At 69.9% G+C, this 15,676-nt stretch carries 17 protein-coding genes; 4 read left to right on the top strand and 13 right to left on the bottom strand.

The features are described from left to right. Window positions 1-14: 14 nt before the first annotated feature. The 13 genes from ET445_RS08805 to ET445_RS08745 all read right to left on the bottom strand — a co-directional run bounded on the left by ET445_RS08805 (window position 15) and on the right by ET445_RS08745 (window position 12,815). Window positions 15-890 (bottom strand): ABC transporter permease subunit, encoded by an 876-nt coding sequence (locus ET445_RS08805; protein ID WP_129190660.1) that lies wholly within the window; start codon window positions 888-890, stop codon window positions 15-17. Continuing rightward, entirely contained in the window at window positions 887-1,813 is a 927-nt protein-coding gene (locus ET445_RS08800; protein WP_129190659.1) for an ATP-binding cassette domain-containing protein, read from the bottom strand. Before ET445_RS08800 ends, ET445_RS08805 begins: the two co-directional genes overlap by 4 nt. A gap of 98 nt (window positions 1,814-1,911) precedes the next feature. Continuing rightward, window positions 1,912-2,439, bottom strand: coding sequence for a small multidrug efflux protein (locus tag ET445_RS08795; RefSeq protein ID WP_341769699.1), 528 nt, complete (start codon window positions 2,437-2,439; stop codon window positions 1,912-1,914). A gap of 266 nt (window positions 2,440-2,705) precedes the next feature. Continuing rightward, the gene (locus ET445_RS08790; RefSeq protein ID WP_243695133.1) at window positions 2,706-3,500 is read right to left on the bottom strand and encodes an SDR family NAD(P)-dependent oxidoreductase; all 795 of its coding nucleotides are present in this window, start codon (window positions 3,498-3,500) and stop codon (window positions 2,706-2,708) included. Between the two features lie 234 nt (window positions 3,501-3,734). Next, window positions 3,735-5,255, bottom strand: a complete 1,521-nt coding sequence (locus ET445_RS08785; RefSeq protein WP_129190655.1) for an aldehyde dehydrogenase family protein — start codon at window positions 5,253-5,255, stop codon at window positions 3,735-3,737. Beyond that, entirely contained in the window at window positions 5,252-6,340 is a 1,089-nt protein-coding gene (locus tag ET445_RS08780) for a tartrate dehydrogenase (protein ID WP_129190653.1), read from the bottom strand. The genes ET445_RS08785 and ET445_RS08780 overlap by 4 nt, the downstream gene beginning before the upstream one ends. Continuing rightward, complete coding sequence (locus tag ET445_RS08775) at window positions 6,337-7,158, bottom strand: DeoR/GlpR family DNA-binding transcription regulator (RefSeq protein WP_129190651.1); 822 nt, start codon at window positions 7,156-7,158, stop codon at window positions 6,337-6,339. The genes ET445_RS08780 and ET445_RS08775 overlap by 4 nt, the downstream gene beginning before the upstream one ends. Continuing rightward, the gene (locus ET445_RS08770; protein WP_129190649.1) at window positions 7,155-8,108 is read right to left on the bottom strand and encodes a hypothetical protein; all 954 of its coding nucleotides are present in this window, start codon (window positions 8,106-8,108) and stop codon (window positions 7,155-7,157) included. Before ET445_RS08770 ends, ET445_RS08775 begins: the two co-directional genes overlap by 4 nt. A gap of 26 nt (window positions 8,109-8,134) precedes the next feature. Next, window positions 8,135-9,043, bottom strand: a complete 909-nt coding sequence (locus tag ET445_RS08765; protein ID WP_129190647.1) for a PfkB family carbohydrate kinase — start codon at window positions 9,041-9,043, stop codon at window positions 8,135-8,137. Continuing rightward, entirely contained in the window at window positions 9,040-9,882 is an 843-nt protein-coding gene (locus tag ET445_RS08760) for a carbohydrate ABC transporter permease (protein ID WP_129190645.1), read from the bottom strand. Before ET445_RS08760 ends, ET445_RS08765 begins: the two co-directional genes overlap by 4 nt. Then, a complete protein-coding gene (locus tag ET445_RS08755) occupies window positions 9,875-10,864 on the bottom strand; it encodes a carbohydrate ABC transporter permease (RefSeq protein WP_129190643.1) in 990 nt (329 codons plus the stop codon). Before ET445_RS08755 ends, ET445_RS08760 begins: the two co-directional genes overlap by 8 nt. A gap of 101 nt (window positions 10,865-10,965) precedes the next feature. Further along, window positions 10,966-12,294 carry an ABC transporter substrate-binding protein gene (locus ET445_RS08750; RefSeq protein ID WP_129190641.1) on the bottom strand — a complete coding sequence of 443 codons (1,329 nt, stop codon included), beginning with the start codon at window positions 12,292-12,294 and terminating at the stop codon, window positions 10,966-10,968. 158 nt (window positions 12,295-12,452) lie between these two features. Then, complete coding sequence (locus tag ET445_RS08745; protein WP_129190639.1) at window positions 12,453-12,815, bottom strand: hypothetical protein; 363 nt, start codon at window positions 12,813-12,815, stop codon at window positions 12,453-12,455. A 156-nt stretch (window positions 12,816-12,971) separates the two neighbouring features. On the opposite strand from ET445_RS08745, the gene gndA reads away from it, so the two are divergent. From gndA to ET445_RS08725, 4 genes are all read left to right on the top strand, one after another. Further along, window positions 12,972-14,450 (top strand): NADP-dependent phosphogluconate dehydrogenase, encoded by a 1,479-nt coding sequence (gndA, locus tag ET445_RS08740; RefSeq protein ID WP_424922834.1) that lies wholly within the window; start codon window positions 12,972-12,974, stop codon window positions 14,448-14,450. Between the two features lie 119 nt (window positions 14,451-14,569). After that, the gene (locus ET445_RS08735; protein ID WP_129190637.1) at window positions 14,570-14,935 is read left to right on the top strand and encodes a YidH family protein; all 366 of its coding nucleotides are present in this window, start codon (window positions 14,570-14,572) and stop codon (window positions 14,933-14,935) included. Further along, the gene (locus ET445_RS08730; RefSeq protein WP_129190635.1) at window positions 14,932-15,309 is read left to right on the top strand and encodes a DUF202 domain-containing protein; all 378 of its coding nucleotides are present in this window, start codon (window positions 14,932-14,934) and stop codon (window positions 15,307-15,309) included. The genes ET445_RS08735 and ET445_RS08730 overlap by 4 nt, the downstream gene beginning before the upstream one ends. Then, window positions 15,306-15,674, top strand: a complete 369-nt coding sequence (locus ET445_RS08725; protein WP_129190633.1) for a hypothetical protein — start codon at window positions 15,306-15,308, stop codon at window positions 15,672-15,674. Before ET445_RS08730 ends, ET445_RS08725 begins: the two co-directional genes overlap by 4 nt. The last annotated feature ends 2 nt before the right edge of the window (window positions 15,675-15,676 follow it).

Below are 15,676 nucleotides of genomic sequence, written 5' to 3'. Positions count from 1 at the left end.
GAACGCCGTCTCGATCACGCATCCCGACGTCTGAGCAGCACGGCCGCGGCGGTCAGCAGCACCGCCGACCAGCCGATGAGCACCAACAGGCCCTGCCACGGCTCGCTGAGCCAGGAGCCGTCGGGAGACGGCGCGGACAGATCGACCCAGTTCTGCGCCGACGGGTAGCTGAAGAGGAGTTTGCCTGCGATCGAAGGCAGCAGCGCCATCAGGTTCTGGGCCCAGTCCGGCGGCGAGATACCCAGGATGAGGCTCAGCGCAAGGGGCGCCGCGAGGAACAGTCCGAAGGTCAGCGCGATGGCGCCCGAGGTGCTGCGCAGGAGCGCACCGATCGAGAGGGCCGTCACCCCGACGAGCACGAGATATGCGGTACTGCCCAGCACGGCCGACCAGTAGTGCGGATCGTCGAGGCGCACCTCGACGCCGTTGCCCGCGAGCAGTCCGACCGAGATCGGGACGGCGACCGCGAACGACGCAGCGCTCACGACGAAGGCGGCCCCTGCGAACACGAGCACCTTGGCCCAGAGCATCGGCAGTCGGCCGGGCACGGCGGTGAAGGCCGATCTGATCGTCCCGGTGCCGTACTCGCCCGTGATCACGAGCACACCCAGTACACCCACGATCAACGCCGTGAAATCGGTGCTCACCGTGACCGAGTAGACGCCGAGGTCCTGGCGCGCGTCCTGAGACACGACGCCGGGGACACCGTCGAAGCTCAGCGACGACGACACCTGCGCCCCGACCCCGACGGTGACCGCGAGCAGCGACCCCAACACCCACCAGGTGGAGCGGAGGCTGCGGAGCTTGACCCATTCGGCGTGGATGGTTCCGCCGAAGCCGAGCGTGCGACCGGTCGGCACGAATCCGGGCTGTGTATCGGTGACACTCATGCGTCGACCTCGGTCGGGGGCTGTGCTGAGCGGTACTCGACATCGTCTCGGGTCAGCACCAGGTAGGCCTCTTCGAGGGATCGTGCGACGGGAGTGAGCTCGTACACGACGACCCCGGATGCGCCCGCGAGCTCGGCGATCCGAGGCGCGGCGAGACCCGTCACGATGAGCAGGTCGGGGGCGGAGCGGGATGCCGTCGCGCCCGCGGCCTCGAGCACCGGGATCAGTTGCTCGATCTGCCGTGTGCGAACGTGCACCGTCTCTCCCGCGGCACCGCCGATGACGTCGCGGATGGCGGCATCGGCGACGATCCTGCCCCGTCCGAGGATGATGACGTGATCGGCGGTCTGCGCCATCTCGCTCATCAGATGCGACGAGAGGAAGACGGTGCGACCTTCTGCGGCGAGGCCTCGCGCCAATCGACGCACCCACACGACACCTTCTGGATCGAGTCCGTTGATGGGCTCGTCGAGGATGAGTGTCGCTGGGTCGCCCAACAGGGCCGCTGCGAGGCCGAGTCGTTGGCCCATTCCGAGGGAGAACCCCTTCACGCGCGTGCGTGCCACCGACTCGAGCCCCGTCAGCCCGATCACCTCGTCGACTCGTTTCCCACCGATCCGGTGCGTTGCGGCGAGGGCGAGGAGGTGGTCACGTGCGCTGCGGCCAGGGTGCACCGCCTTGGCATCGAGCAGCGCTCCGACCTGATGCATCGGTGCCCGGTGTCGAGCGTAGGGCTTGCCGTTCACCGTGACCCACCCGCCCGACGGGCGATCGAGCCCCACGATCATGCGCATGGTCGTGGACTTGCCTGCCCCGTTCGGGCCGAGGAATCCGGTGACGACTCCGGGTCGCACTGTGAAGTCGATGCCGTCCACAGCGGTCTTCGCGCCGTAGCGCTTGCTGAGGCTGTGCGCCTCGATCATGAGCGATCCCCTGTTCTTCGTGTTCTGGTGTGCATGACGATCAGTCGACACCGCGTCGCCGGAACGCGGTCGAGCGGGTCGGTTGCGTCCCTCGTTCTTCAGACGCCGACGAGGAACGTCAGCGCCGCCCAGATCGAAACCGTCCCGACCGTGGTCCAGATCGTGATCGCCACGGCCTGCCAAAGCAGCACCCAGCCACGAGGTGTGCCTCCGGCGACAAGGATCGCCGAGGTGAACTGGGTCGGCAGCGCGAGAGGCCCGAGGATGCTCGCCCCAGGCACGCCGAAGCGCACGAGCCATCTCTTGAACTTCGCCCGACCTTTCGACTCCGGCTTCTCCGAAGTGGTCGCATCGAGAGCGGAGACCGAGTCTGCGGTACCGCTCGCACCGCTGTACCGGCTCGCCGAGGCGTTCGCTGCCACCAAGGCGGCACGGCGACGGTTCACGACGGCCGTGCGCGCGCGCGAGGTCAGCAGCACCACGAAGAGGACGCAGACGAAGTTGCCGACCGCTGCGGCCAGCCCGGCCACGATCGGGTTGATTCCGCCGACGACGCCGATCATGGCGGCCACCTCCCCTTCGATGAAGGGGACGGCCCCAGCGAGCATGACGATGAACGGCGCCACGAGGTCGGGGACTTGGGCGACGAGGTCCTGAAAGCCTCGAATGAGTTGTTCGATCGGATTCATCTCTGAGCTTCCTCTTCCGACGTGTGAGCTTGGATTCCGTCTTTCCGAGACTCAGTAGAACCTGTGTTGTCAGAACACGGTCAAGCGATGTGTCACTCGTGAGCGCGGCAGCATCGCGCCGACCAGCTCGGCGAGCGCGTCGAGTCTGGCTCGGTTCTGCCGGATGAAGACGAACCGGATGAAGACGAAGGGGATCCCCAGATTCAGGCCCCGCGCTCTTCGCTGATGGAATTGGCGCCGTCGATGGTGATGAATTGGCCGGTGACGTACGACGCACCCTCGCCGGCGAGGAATGCGATCACGTGGGCCACTTCGTCCGGGGTGCCGGAGCGCCCCACGGGTGTGGCAGCGCCCATCCGCCGTTCGTGATCCGACGCCGATGCGGTGTCGATCCATCCCGGAGCGACGGCGTTCACCGTGATACCGGCCGCGGCCGTCTCGAGCGCAGTCGAGCGCGTCAATCCGACGATGCCGGCCTTCGCCGCGTGGTAGGCGGCGTCGCCGCGGTAGGCGGCGACCGGCCCCGACACCGATGACACGTTGACGATGCGGCCGTAGCCGGCGGCCTGCATGACGCCCGTCACGGCGCGGGTCATCAAGAACGTCGTCGTCAGGTTCCGATCGAGCGAGGCACGCCAGTGGTCGACGACCGTTCTCCCGATCACGCCCGGTGCGAACGAGTCGGACACGGCGGTCATCCCGGCGTTGTTGACGAGGATGTCCACGCCGCCGAACGAATCCAACGCGCGCGCGACGACCGCGTCCGCACCGGCCTCGTCGGTGAGATCCGCGACCACCCCGTCCGCGTGAATGCCTTCGTCCCGCAACTCCGCGACCCGCTCGAAGATGCGATCCGTCGTCGAGGTGATCACCACTCGATTCCCGGCGGCGCCGAGAAGACGGGCTGACGCGAACCCGATGCCGCGCGTGCTTCCCGCGCCGGTGATGATCGCGATCCGCGGTCTTCGCGTGGTCATGGAGAACCCTCCTCGTGACATCCGAACGCCTGGAAACGTCCACGCGTCGAGTCAAGGCCGTGTGGTCGCCACAGAGTCAATCGGCGGTGTCGGACGGTCATCGCTCGCGGGATCCCGTCTTCGCTTCGCAGCGGATGTCCCGGGGCATTCGCCTGCCCCCTCATGCGCGCCGCCCCCGCTCGCGCGGACGGCGACGGGCCGGTCGACGCGCCCCTCTCGCGCTTCGACCGGCCCGCGTTCTCCCCCAGTGCTCCGCTACGGCTTGAGCACCACGAGCTTCTCGTGGAGGAGCTCGTGGATCGCGTAGCGGACCCCTTCAGTGCCCTGCCCCGACCCCTTGACGCCGCCGTAGGGCATGTGATCCGCCCGGAATGAGGGCGGCATGTTGACGAGCACGCTGCCCGCCTCCGCGCGCTCGGCGAACGCCATCGCCTCGCCGAGGTCGGACGTGTGGATGGCCGTGTTGAGCGCGTACTCCGAGTCGTTGACGGCTGCGATCGCCTCGTCGAGGTCGCCGACGACGATGACGCTCGCAACGGGTCCGAACGCCTCTTCGCACACGATCGGGTCGCCCTGCGCGACGTCGGCGAGGAGCGTCGGATGCAGCACGCCGCCGTCGAGGGTCCCGCCGGTCAACAGGCGGCCTCCGGTCGCGACGGATGCCTCGACCGTCGCCGCGAGGTGCGACGCGGCGGAGTCGGTGATGAGCGGGCCGACGACCGTGGCGGGGTCGCGCGGGTCGCCCACGGGCGTCTGCCGGAAGCGCTCGGCGAGCGCGGCCGTGAACCGTTCGGCGATGCCGGAGGTCACGTAGATGCGCTGGAGCGAGACGCACGCCTGGCCCGAGTTCGCGAGCGCCGCGGTCGCGGCGTCCGCGGCCGCCCGCTCGGCGTCGGCCGAGTCGGTCACGACGAGCGCCGTGTTCGAGCCGAGCTCGAGCACGTGCAGCTTCTCGGGCGAACGACGCTTGAGGTCCCAGCCGACGGCGCTCGACCCCGTGAACGTCACGACGGCCACGCGCGGGTCGGAGAGCCACGGCTCGACGACCGAAGCCGGCGGCCCGCTCACGAGGTTGAGCCGCCCGGCCGGAAGGCCTGCGTCCGCGAACGCCTCGACGAGGAGGACCGCGACGACGACCGCCTTGTCGGACGGCTTGAGCACGACCGAGCATCCCGCGGCGAGCGCGGGCGCGACCTTGTGCAGCACGAGGTTGAGCGGGAAGTTGAACGGCGTGATCGCGGCGACGACGCCGCGCGCCTCGGGCACCGTGAACGCCATGGTGCCGGCGCCCGCCGCGATCGCGTCGAGTCGCACGGTCTCGCCGGGCAGGCGCTTGGCCTCCTCGGCGGCCCACGAGAGGGTCTCGACGCCGCGCCCGACCTCGCCGCGTGCGGCCGTGACGGGCTTGCCGGTCTCGGCCGTGATCGCCTGGGCGAAATCCTCGGCGCGCGCCTGGATGTTGGCGGCGGCCGCCGCGAGCACTCGTGCCCGGTCGGGGACGGGGAACGCGGTCGCGAGCGCCTTCGCGGCGGCGTCGACCGCGGCGACGGCATGCTCGGGCGCGCCCTCGGACACGATCGCGACGGGCTCGCCCGTCCACCGATCGCTCACGACGCGCGTGCGGAGACCCGGCGTCCACTCCCCGCCGATGAAGAGCTGCAGCGTGCGAACGGGCAGCTCCGAGGCATCCGGCACCGAGGCATCCGGCACCGAGGCATCCGCCGACGCCGTTCCTCGCGCGTCGCGCGAGGCCTCCGTCTCGACGACGCCGCTCACGACGCCACCGCCGCTCCCGCGAACGTGTCGGCGAGCGCGTCGACGCGCGCGACGACCGCGCTCGCGAACTCCTCAGTGGATGCGGTCCCGCCGAGATCGCGCGTCCGCACGCCGTCGGCGAGCGCCAACTCGAACGCCGCGACGAGGTGGTCGGCGGCGGGCCGGCGGCCGAGCGAGTCGAGCATCATCGCGCCGCTCCAGATCTGGCCGATGGGGTTCGCGATGCCCTGGCCGGCGATGTCGGGCGCCGAACCGTGCACGGGCTCGAACATCGACGGGTGCTTGCGCTCGGGGTTGAGGTTCGCGCTCGGGGCGGAACCGATCGATCCGGTCACGGCGCCCGCGAGGTCGGAGAGGATGTCCCCGAAGAGGTTCGAGGCCACGATGACGTCGTAGCGCTCTGGGTGGAGCACGAGCGACGCCGCCAATGCGTCGATGAGCTCGCTCCGGAGCTCGACCGTGGGGTAGTCGGCGAGCGTCTCGCGCACGACTTCGTCCCAGAAGGGCATCGTGTGGACGATGCCGTTGCTCTTGGTCGCCGAGGTGACCTTGCCGCTCCTGGCGGCGGCGAGCTCGCCCGCGAACCGGGCCGCGCGCGCGATGCCCTTGCGCGTGAAGACGTTCTCCTGGAAGGCCGCCTCCTCGGGGAGCCCGCGGTACGCGCGGCCGCCGATCTCGGAGTACTCGCCCTCGTTGTTCTCGCGCACGATCATGAGGTCGATGACGTCGTCGGTGCGGACCCGGTTCGTCACCCCGGGGAGGGTCTTCACCGGCCGCAGATTGATGTACTGCTCGAACGCGCGCCGGATCGGGATGAGGAGCCCCCACAGCGTCTCGACGTCGGGGATCTCGGGCACGCCGACCGCGCCGAGGAAGATCGCGTCGTGTTCGGCGAGCACGTCGAGGCCGTCGACGGGGAGCATGCGCCCGTGCGCACGGTAGTAGTCGGAGCCCCAGTCGAGCTCGTGCCAGTCGAGGGCGATGCCGTGCACGACCGCGACGGCGTCGACGGCCCGGATGCCCGCGGGCATGACCTCGAGGCCGATGCCGTCACCCGCGATGACGGCGATGCGCGCGGCGGTCACAGGACCGCCCCGATCGCCTCGTCGGCCGTGACCGGCACGACCTCGACGTCGACGCCCTGCTGGCGGATCATCCGCAACTTCTCCTCTTCGATTCCTTCATCGACGACGAGGCGGTCGATGACCTCCCAGTCGCAGATCTTGACCATGGCGCGCGCGTCGAACTTCGACGAGTCGGCGAGCAGCACGACGCGCTCGGATACCTCGATGAGCGCGCGCTTGGTGATCGCGTCGAACCCGTTGGCGCAGAACGCGCCCCGCTCGCTCATGCCGCTCGCGGCGAGGAAGAGCGTCTGGATCTGCACGTTCTCGATGCCCGCGAGCGCGGCCGGTCCCTCGAACGACAGCGAGTCGGGGTGCAGCGTGCCGCCGAGGCAGCTCACCTCGACGCCCGTGTTGCCCACGAGGCTCGCGACGGCCGGGAACGAGTTGGTGATGACCTTGAGATCGCGGTCGGCCGGCAGGAGCTGCGCGAACTGGTTCGCGGTCGTGCCGGCGTCGATCGCGATGACCGAATGCGGCGCGACCATCCCGACCGCCGCCGAGGCGATCGCGTGCTTGGCGCCCGCCTGCGACACATCGCGGAAGCGGTAGTCGGTGCCGTTCATCTCGTGACGGCTGAGGGAACCGACGCCGCCGCGGAACCCGCGGACGATGCCCTGCTCGACGAGCTTCAGCACATCGCGGCGGATCGTCATCTCCGACACGCCGAACGCCTTCGACAGCTCGGCGATCGTGCAGTAGCCCTGATCGCCGATGAACTGCAGCATGCGCTCGCGGCGCTCGGGCGCCGAGGTATACCGGAAACGCTCTTCGTTCATTGCGCCCCCTCTCCGCCACCAGGTGTACCACCCTGGCCGTTGCCGGACGCCGCTCGGTTTCCGCGCGTCTCCGAGACGATGCCGCCGAGGGCGTCGAGACGGGCGACGGAACGGCTCCGGAGGGCCGACGCGGGGTCGTCCTCGGCGACGGTGTCGCTCCAGATCGCGCGTCCGGCGAGGAACCCGCTCGCACCGCCCGCGACCGCTTCGCGGAGGGCGTCGGCGAAGTCCGCCTGGGCGACGCCGTTCGAGAGCACGACCCACGGGACCGGCACGAGCGCGGTGAGCCGCTCGGAGTGCTCGCGGACCTTCGACACGTCGCCCGGGATGTAGCCCGGCACTTCGGCCTTGTACAGATCGGTGCCCGTCGTACCGAGCTCGGCGGCGGCGGCGAGGATCGCCTCGTGGCGCTCGGCGTGGTCGGCCCAGTGCTCGCGGCCGTCCGACGGACGCACGATCCCCTCGACGAGGCTCAGGACGCCGGCCTCGCGGGAGAGGGCGAGGAAGGAGTCGACGAGCGCCGCGCGTTCGTCGGCCGAGTCGGACGCGCGCCAGATCACGAGGAGCTTGAGCGCGTCGGCGCCGACCTGGTGCAGGTACTCGACCGTCACCTCGGGGTCGAGGCTCGTGTCGAAGACGGGCTCGCCGGCGGGCTGGTTCAGCACGTCGGCGGCGACGATGAGAGCCGCCGCATCGTCGAGCTCGGCGGGCCGGGCGTCGTCGATGGCGTAGAGGCGGTCGAGCAGCACGGCCGACGCGAGCGGCGAGAGCACCTCGAGCGCGTCGCGCTTGAACCGGCGGAGCGTGTCGTCGTCCACCTCGGCGCCGTGCACGGCCGGGAACATCCGCCGCAGCGACTCGCGCTGGTCGAGCGCGACCATCGCGAACCCCCCGTCGGCGAGCGCGAGCCGACGCGTCGGAGACGTGGGACGGGTGTCGTGAGTGGTCATGATCGTGGGTTCCCCTTTCACCGGGATCACTGGCGGGAGGTCGAAGTCTGGTCCGCCGCGAACGGCACGGCGCTGCGGCCGTCGAGCGCTCGGGTGGATTCGGCGGCGACGCGCGCCGCCGAGGTCGCGGCGTCGACGAGGGATGCCCCGCCGACGACCGCTGCGAGCAGTGCGCCGTGGAAGACGTCGCCCGCGCCGAGGGTCGACACGGCGTCGACCGGCACGGCCGGAACGTGCACGACCGCGCCGTCCTCCTCGAGCACGTCGGCGCCTTCGGCGCCGGCCGTCGCGACGACGAGTCGCGCCCCCGCGGCACGTGCGGCACGGAGGGCCTGCCCGTGGTCGGCTTGTTTGTTGGCCGCCCCGAACCGGGCGGTGAGCACTGCCCGGGTGGGTGCGTAGAGGTCGACCCCGGCGAGGTCGATCCCGTCGATCGGGTTGCCGTCGTCGACGCTGAGCGACTGCCCGTGGCCCGGGCGGGTCGACGAAGCACGGGCCGCGAGCGCGGCGCGAGCCGCGGCGTAGCCGTTCTGGTCGACGTGGAGCCAGCGGGCCGCGGCCGGGACATCCGCCGCCGTCGGCCGAACCGACGGCGACGTGATGATCGTCCGCGCCCCGGAGGCCCGCTCGACGACGACGACGCTGCGCGCGGTGCGCGCGTCGCGGTCGATGCGGAGCCAGCGCGTGTCGACGCCCTCCGCCTCGAGCGCCGCGCGCACCTCGCGGCCGGCGTCGTCGTCGCCGACGACGCCCGCGAACCCGACCGGCACGCCGAGCCGAGCGAGCGTCACCGCGGCCGTGGCGGCGGGGCCGCCTCCCGCCACGACGAGCTCGTCGGCGACGACCCGCTCGTCGCGGCCGGGCAGCACGTCGACGAGCGCGATGGTGTCCACCGTCGCGGAGCCGACGCAGACGACGGTCGGGTCGGCGCTCACTTCACGGCTCCAGCGGTGAGGCCGGCGACGAGGTAGCGCTGCAGGATGAGGAAGCCGACGACGATCGGCACGCTCACGACGAGCGAGGCGGCCATCACCTGGTTCCAGTACACGTTGATCTCGGTCGAGTACGCCTGGAGGCCGATCGAGAGGGTGCGGGTCTCGTTGTTCGTCATCTGCGAGGCGAACAGGATCTCGCCCCAGGCCGTCATGAACGAGTACACCGCGACCGCGATGATGCCGGGCCGCGCCGACGGGAGGACGACGCGGAAGAGCGCGCCCATCGCGGTCGTGCCGTCGACGCGGGCGGCCTCGTCGAGGTCGCGCGGGATGCCGTCCATGTAGCTCGCGAGCATCCAGATCGAGAACGGCAGCGTGAACGTGAGATACGTCACGATGAGGCCGGCCTGCGTCTGGTACAGGAACTGGATGCCGAGGGCCCGGTCGATGTTGACGAAGATGATGAACAGCGGCAGGAGGAACAGGATGCCGGGGAACATCTGCGTCGAGAGCACGACGCCCGAGAACGCGCCGCGTCCGCGGAAGCGGTAGCGGGAGATCGCGTACGAGGCGAAGATCGCGATGATGACGCTGAAGATCGTCGCGACCGTCGAGACCACGAGGCTGTTGACGAAGTACTTCCCGAGCGGGACCGTGCTCCAGATGTCGATGAACGGCTGGATGGTGAACTGGCTCGGCCACCACTCCCACGGGCCCTGGACGTCCTGGAGGGGCTTCAGCGACGCCGTGAGCATCACGTAGAGCGGGACGGCCGTGAAGACGATGAGTGGGACGAGGACGATCCAGCGGAAGATCTTGAAGGAGCGTGGCTCATGCATCGCGCTGCACCTTTCTGTTCCAGAGCGCCCAGAGCGCCGCGACGATGATGAGGAAGAGCATGAGCAGCACGCTCATGGCGGCGCCGAGGCCGAAGTTCCACTGGATGAACGAGCTCTGATAGATGTTCACGACGAGGAGGTTGGCGCTGTCGGCCGGCCTCGCGCCGAAGAGCACGAACGGGGTGTTGAACTCTCTGAACGTCCACAGGAACAGCAGCAGGAGGAGCACCGAGTTGATCGGGCGCATCATGCCGAGCGTGATGTGGCGCATCTGCTGCCAGACGCTCGCGCCGTCGATGGCGGCGGCCTCGTAGAGCTCTTCCGGGATGCCCTGCATGCCGGCCATCGTCATGAGGAAGGCGAACGGCCACTGCTGCCAGACCGACACGATCACGAGCGACCAGAAGGCGTTGTCGCCGATGAGCCAGAAGGGCGCGTCGTTGACGACGTGGAGGTTGTTGACGAGCAGTTCGTTCAAGAGGCCCGTGTCGCGCTGGAGGATGAACTTCCAGGTGATGATGCCCGCGTAGGCGGGGATCGCGTACGGGATGAGGAAGAGGGTGCGGAGCAGGCCCCGGCCGCGGAACTTGCGCTGCAGGACGATCGAGGCCGCCATGCCGAAGAGCCACGAGAAGCCGACCGTGAGGATCGTGAAGACGAGGGTGAGCCCGAACGACTGCGCGAGCTGGGCGCCGAGGGGGTTCGTGAAGTCGAGCGCGATCTTGAAGTTGTCGAAGCCGACGAACGGGGCGCTCAGCCAGTTGGTGATGTAGAACTGCGTGAGCTGGATGAAGCTCATCCACACGCCCACGACCATGGGGATGACGTGGACGAGCAGCTCGAACAGGATGGCGGGAAGGATGAGCAGGTAGGGGGTGATCCGACCCCACGCGAGGCGCTTGCGCCGCGGCTTCTGGGCGCCGGACGCCGGGGTCCGCGGCACCGTCGCCACGGCCTCCAGCTCGACGAGCGTGCTTGACATTCGATCTCCTCTGAGGGGCGCCGCCCCGACCCGACCGGGTCGGGCCGAGGCGGCGCCGTGGTGCCGATGGATGCGGCGCCGGGCGAGCCGGCGCCAGCCGGTCAGCTGGTGGCCATCTTCTGCTGTGCTTCCGCCAGCATGGCCTTGATGGCGTCATCGGTGATCTCCGTGCCGGTCGCGGCCTGGCCGAAGAGGCCGACCACGCCGCCGCCGACGTTCGCCTGGTATGCGGACACGGTCGGGACCTGCGACATCGGGATGGCGTTCTCCGAGAGGATCTGCGTCCACATGTCCATGAGCTCGGGGTCGTCGGCGTAGGCCGACGCCGGGACGCCCACCACGGGCGGGAGCGTGCCGAACGCCTTGTTGAGGATCTCCGACTCCTCTTCGCTCGTCATGAACTTCACGAACTCGAGCGCCGCTTCCTTGTGCTTCGTGTTCTTGAAGATCGAGATGTTCGTACCGGCGATGAAGCTGCCGACGGGGTCGCCGCCCTTGGGCGCGGGGATCGGCACGACGCCGTACTGGTCGGTGTCCATGCCGTTCGAGCGGAGGCCCGCGACGTTGCCCGTCTGCGCCATGTACATGCCGATCTTGCCGCCCGCGAACTCGGTCGTGGCCTGGCCGCCGTCGGAGAACTGCGCGTTGGACGGGTTCATGACGTGGTCCTTCGACATGAGGTCGAGGTACTGGCGCACGCCTTCGACGTTGGCCGCGGTCTCGAAGTCGGGGTTGCCGTCCTTGTCGAAGGGCGAGCCGCCCGCCTGCGCCGCGAAGATGTACTGGATGTGCATCGCGACGTTGACGGTGCCGGCCGGTGCGACGATGCCCCACGTGCCCGTGTCGGGGTTCGTGATGGCCTTGGCCGCGGCGACGAGCTCTTCCCACGTCGTGGGCGGCTCGAGGCCGGCGTCTTCGAAGAGGGCCTTGTTGTAGAACAGGCCGTAGACCTGGCTGTAGAGCGGGAGCGACGTGGGCGGGACGCCCTCGGGGCCGGTCGACTGCCAGGCCGACTCGATGAACTTGTCCTTGCCGCCGATCGCCTCGAGGTCGGCGCCTTCGAACGGGAGGAACGCGCCCGTCGTGTTGAGGGTGGTCGCGTTCGTGTTGCCGATGTTGACGACGTCGGGGCCCTGGCCGGAGACGGCCGCCGCGAGCGTGTTGTTCGTCATGTCGGACCACGGGATGACCTCGAGGTCGACCTTGATGCCCGTCTGCTCTTCGAACTTGTCGAGCTCGGGCTGGAGGATCTCGGCGTCGGCGTCGAGGCTCGGGCCCTGGTTGGTGGCCCAGTACTTGAGCGTCGTGCCGGCGTACGGCTTGCTGGCGTCGGTCGAGACCGGGGCCTCGCCTCCGCCGCTTGCACAGCCGGCGAGACCGGCCATCAGCGCCAGTGCTGCGGCGCCTGCTGTGAGGATTCGGATCTTCATTGAGCGAACTCCCTGGGTGAGGTGGCTTGGGGGAGCCGCAGGACCTGCTCCCCGTCGAGTTCACCCATTGAAACACCCACAAAAAATGTTGTCAATAGAACATTCTCGGCGAGGTTCTCACAGAATGATGTGACGTTGAGTACATCACGTCGCGCACGTCACTCGACGAGGCCGCCGACGAGCACGACGAGCAGTTGCGCAGCGAGCACGAGCACCGGCAGCAGGAACACGAGGAGCAGGGATCCGGCGGATGACACGATGACGGGCGTGCGCGGGGCGCCCGCCCGCTTGCCCATCCTGACGAGCGCGATCACGCCGAACACGATCGACACGATCGCGAGCACGGCCACGACGGGAACGAGCAGCGGGATGAACATCACGCCCGCGCGGTGCACGTCGTCGCTCGGGATCAGCCGGACCACGACCGCGAGCAGGATGCCGGCCCCGGCGACGCCGAGCGCCCAGAGGAAGAACTCGCGGGAGCGACCCGCGGCGGAGATCGAAGAAGTCGTCGTTGACACATCCGACAGCGTAACCCGTTCGGAAACTCACACTTCTCGACCGACGCGTTCCGCGGCCTCGCCAACGAGCGCAAGACCCTCGCCACACAGCGCAACCGCCGGGATAACCGGACTACGCTGGAAACCGCATCCCGCATCGTACTGAGGAGTTCTTCCGTGCCTGAAACCGCATCCGCGAACGACAGCGCAACCGCGAACATCGGGGTCGTCGGCCTCGCCGTCATGGGCTCGAACCTCGCCCGCAACCTGGCGAGCCGCGAGGGCAACACGGTCGCCGTGTTCAACCGCTCCTACGAGCGCACGCAGCTGCTCGTCGGCGAGCACCCCGAGGCGGGGTTCGTGCCTGGCGAGTCGTACGACGCCTTCGTCGCGTCCCTCTCCAAGCCGCGCACGGCGATCATCATGGTGCAGGCGGGCGCCGGCACCGACGCCGTCATCGGCGAGCTCGTGAAGCGCTTCGAGCCGGGCGACATCATCGTCGACGGCGGCAACGCGAACTTCCACGACACGATCCGCCGCGAGGCCGAGATCAAGCCGACCGGCATCCACTTCGTCGGCACGGGCATCTCGGGCGGCGAAGAGGGTGCGCTCAACGGCCCCTCGATCATGCCCGGCGGCACGGCCGAGTCGTACGAGACCCTCGGCCCGATCCTCGAGTCGATCGCCGCGCGCGCCCCCGAAGACGGCGCTCCCTGCGTGACGCACGTCGGCACCGACGGCGCGGGCCACTTCGTCAAGATGGTGCACAACGGCATCGAGTACGCCGACATGCAGCTCATCGCCGAGGCGTACGACCTGATCCGCTCGGGTACGGGCAAGAGCCCCGCCGAGATCGCCGACATCTTCGCCGAGTGGAACACGGGCGAGCTCGAGAGCTACCTCATCGAGATCACGGCCGAGGTGCTCCGCCAGGTCGACGCCGAGACGGGCAAGCCGCTCGTCGACGTCATCCTCGACGAGGCCGGGGCCAAGGGCACGGGCGCGTGGACGGTGCAGAACGCGCTCGACCTCGGCGTTCCCGTCTCGGGCATCGCCGAGGCCGTGTTCGCGCGCTCGCTGTCGTCGAGCCGCGCGCAGCGCGACGCCGCGACCGACCTCCCGGGCCCCGACGAGACGTTCGTCGTCGACGACGTCGACGCGTTCGTCGAAGACGTGCGTCAGGCGCTCTACGCGTCGAAGATCATCGCGTACTCGCAGGGCTTCGACGAGATCATCGCGGGCGCCGCGCAGTTCGGCTGGGACATCAAGAAGGGCGACATCGCGCGCATCTGGCGGGCCGGATGCATCATTCGCGCGCGCTTCCTCAACCGCATCGCCGACGCGTACGCCGAGCACCCCGACCTCGCGGCCCTCGTCGTGGCTCCGTACTTCCGCGACGCCGTCGCGGGCGCGCAGGCGAGCTGGCGCAAGGTCGTCGCGGTGGCCGCGCAGGCCGGCATCCCGACGCCCGCGTTCTCGTCGTCGCTCGCGTACTACGACGGCCTCCGTGCGAAGCGCCTCCCGGCCGCGCTCGTGCAGGGTCAGCGCGACTTCTTCGGCGCACACACCTACAAGCGCGTCGACAAGCCCGGCGTGTTCCACACGCTGTGGTCGGGCGACCACACCGAGATCGAGACGGTTCCGTCGTCGCACTGACCCGGTTCTCCGCCCGAACGCGCCGCACCCTCCGGGGTCGCGGCGCGTTCGTCGTTCCGCCCGGTTAGGATCGCCGGAGGAGACTCGAGAACGAAGTCGACCCGAGAAGGGGTGCGTGCATGCGCGAGCCGACGTGGCGGCAGGAGGGCGAGGACCCCGACTACCGTTTCACGCTCGCGAACGAGCGCACGTTCCTCGCGTGGATCCGCACGGCGCTCGCCCTGCTCGCGGGCGGCGTGCTCCTGCATCAGCTCGCGCCGACGCTCGGCCCGCGGGTCGCGGTGGTGATCCTGTCGGTCGCGCTCGGCGTCGCAGCGGCGGCGCTCAGCGTCCTCTCGTACACGCGGTGGCGACGGAACGAGATCGCGATCCGCACGGGCCGCCCGTTGCCGTTCAGCCGGCTCCTCGTCGTGCTCGCGATCGTGTGCGCGGTGACCGCGGGCGTGCTGACGGTGTTCCTCATCGTCTCGGATGCGGTCGCATGAGCGCCGCGGCGGCGGCCGGAGGCCAGCCGAAGGACGCGGGGCTCCAGCCCGAACGCACGGTGCTCTCGTGGACGCGCACGGCGTTCGCCGTCGCGGTGAACGCACTGCTGTCGCTGCGGGCGGGCTTCGTCGCGGGCGAGCCCGCGCTCGTGGCGGTCGGGGCGCTGCTGCTGGCCGCGGCAGCGGCGGTCGTCGCGCTCGCGGCGGTGCGGCGCGCACAGCTTTCGGATGTCTCGCCGTCGGCCCCTCCCCCGCGTGGCGCGCTCCTCAGCGTGACGGCGGCGACGGTCGTCGCGGCGATCGCGGGCGTCTGGTCGGTGCTCGCCGTGCAGGGAGCAGCAGGCGCGGGCGGAGTGCCCGGAGCCGCCTCGTGAGCGAAGAGATGCCGCCCGAACTCGCCTACGGCTCCCACGACGACGACCTCCCGGTCCGCGGCGGTCGCCGTCAGCGCGTGCTGCGCGTCGTCGTGCTCATCGCGCTCGCGGCCCTCGTGCTCCCGCTCGTGCTCTCGCTGTACGCGGTCGCGATGAGCGCCGCCGAGCGGGCGTGCCGCGTCACGGTCGTGCGGTTCGACGACCACGCGACGGGGTCGCGCGTCGCGCTCGAGTTCTTCGGTCCGGGCGGGCCGGGTTGGCTCTGCTACGCCGAGCGGGAGTCGGGCGGCGACCGCCTGCTCGCGAACCTCGGGCTCATCCCGGGCGCCCCTCGCACGATCCTGCCGGGCGAGCAGTCGACCTGAGC

This window comes from Agromyces protaetiae (assembly GCF_004135405.1).
Lineage (GTDB): Bacteria > Actinomycetota > Actinomycetes > Actinomycetales > Microbacteriaceae > Agromyces > Agromyces protaetiae.
The sequence above is the reverse complement of the archived record's forward strand: the minus strand, read 5'-3'. Positions and strand labels throughout refer to the sequence as shown.

What these genes read in the sequence shown, in the direction of transcription:
- ET445_RS08730 (WP_129190635.1), top strand. Translation starts at nt 14,932, where the DNA reads ATGAGCGCCGCGGCGGCGGCCGGAGGCCAGCCGAAGGACGCGGGGCTC.
- ET445_RS08775 (WP_129190651.1), bottom strand. Translation starts at nt 7,158, where the DNA reads ATGAACGAAGAGCGTTTCCGGTATACCTCGGCGCCCGAGCGCCGCGAG.
- ET445_RS08790 (WP_243695133.1), bottom strand. Translation starts at nt 3,500, where the DNA reads ATGTCACGAGGAGGGTTCTCCATGACCACGCGAAGACCGCGGATCGCG.
- ET445_RS08750 (WP_129190641.1), bottom strand. Translation starts at nt 12,294, where the DNA reads ATGAAGATCCGAATCCTCACAGCAGGCGCCGCAGCACTGGCGCTGATG.
- ET445_RS08800 (WP_129190659.1), bottom strand. Translation starts at nt 1,813, where the DNA reads ATGATCGAGGCGCACAGCCTCAGCAAGCGCTACGGCGCGAAGACCGCT.
- ET445_RS08760 (WP_129190645.1), bottom strand. Translation starts at nt 9,882, where the DNA reads ATGCATGAGCCACGCTCCTTCAAGATCTTCCGCTGGATCGTCCTCGTC.
- ET445_RS08755 (WP_129190643.1), bottom strand. Translation starts at nt 10,864, where the DNA reads ATGTCAAGCACGCTCGTCGAGCTGGAGGCCGTGGCGACGGTGCCGCGG.
- ET445_RS08770 (WP_129190649.1), bottom strand. Translation starts at nt 8,108, where the DNA reads ATGACCACTCACGACACCCGTCCCACGTCTCCGACGCGTCGGCTCGCG.
- ET445_RS08805 (WP_129190660.1), bottom strand. Translation starts at nt 890, where the DNA reads ATGAGTGTCACCGATACACAGCCCGGATTCGTGCCGACCGGTCGCACG.
- ET445_RS08735 (WP_129190637.1), top strand. Translation starts at nt 14,570, where the DNA reads ATGCGCGAGCCGACGTGGCGGCAGGAGGGCGAGGACCCCGACTACCGT.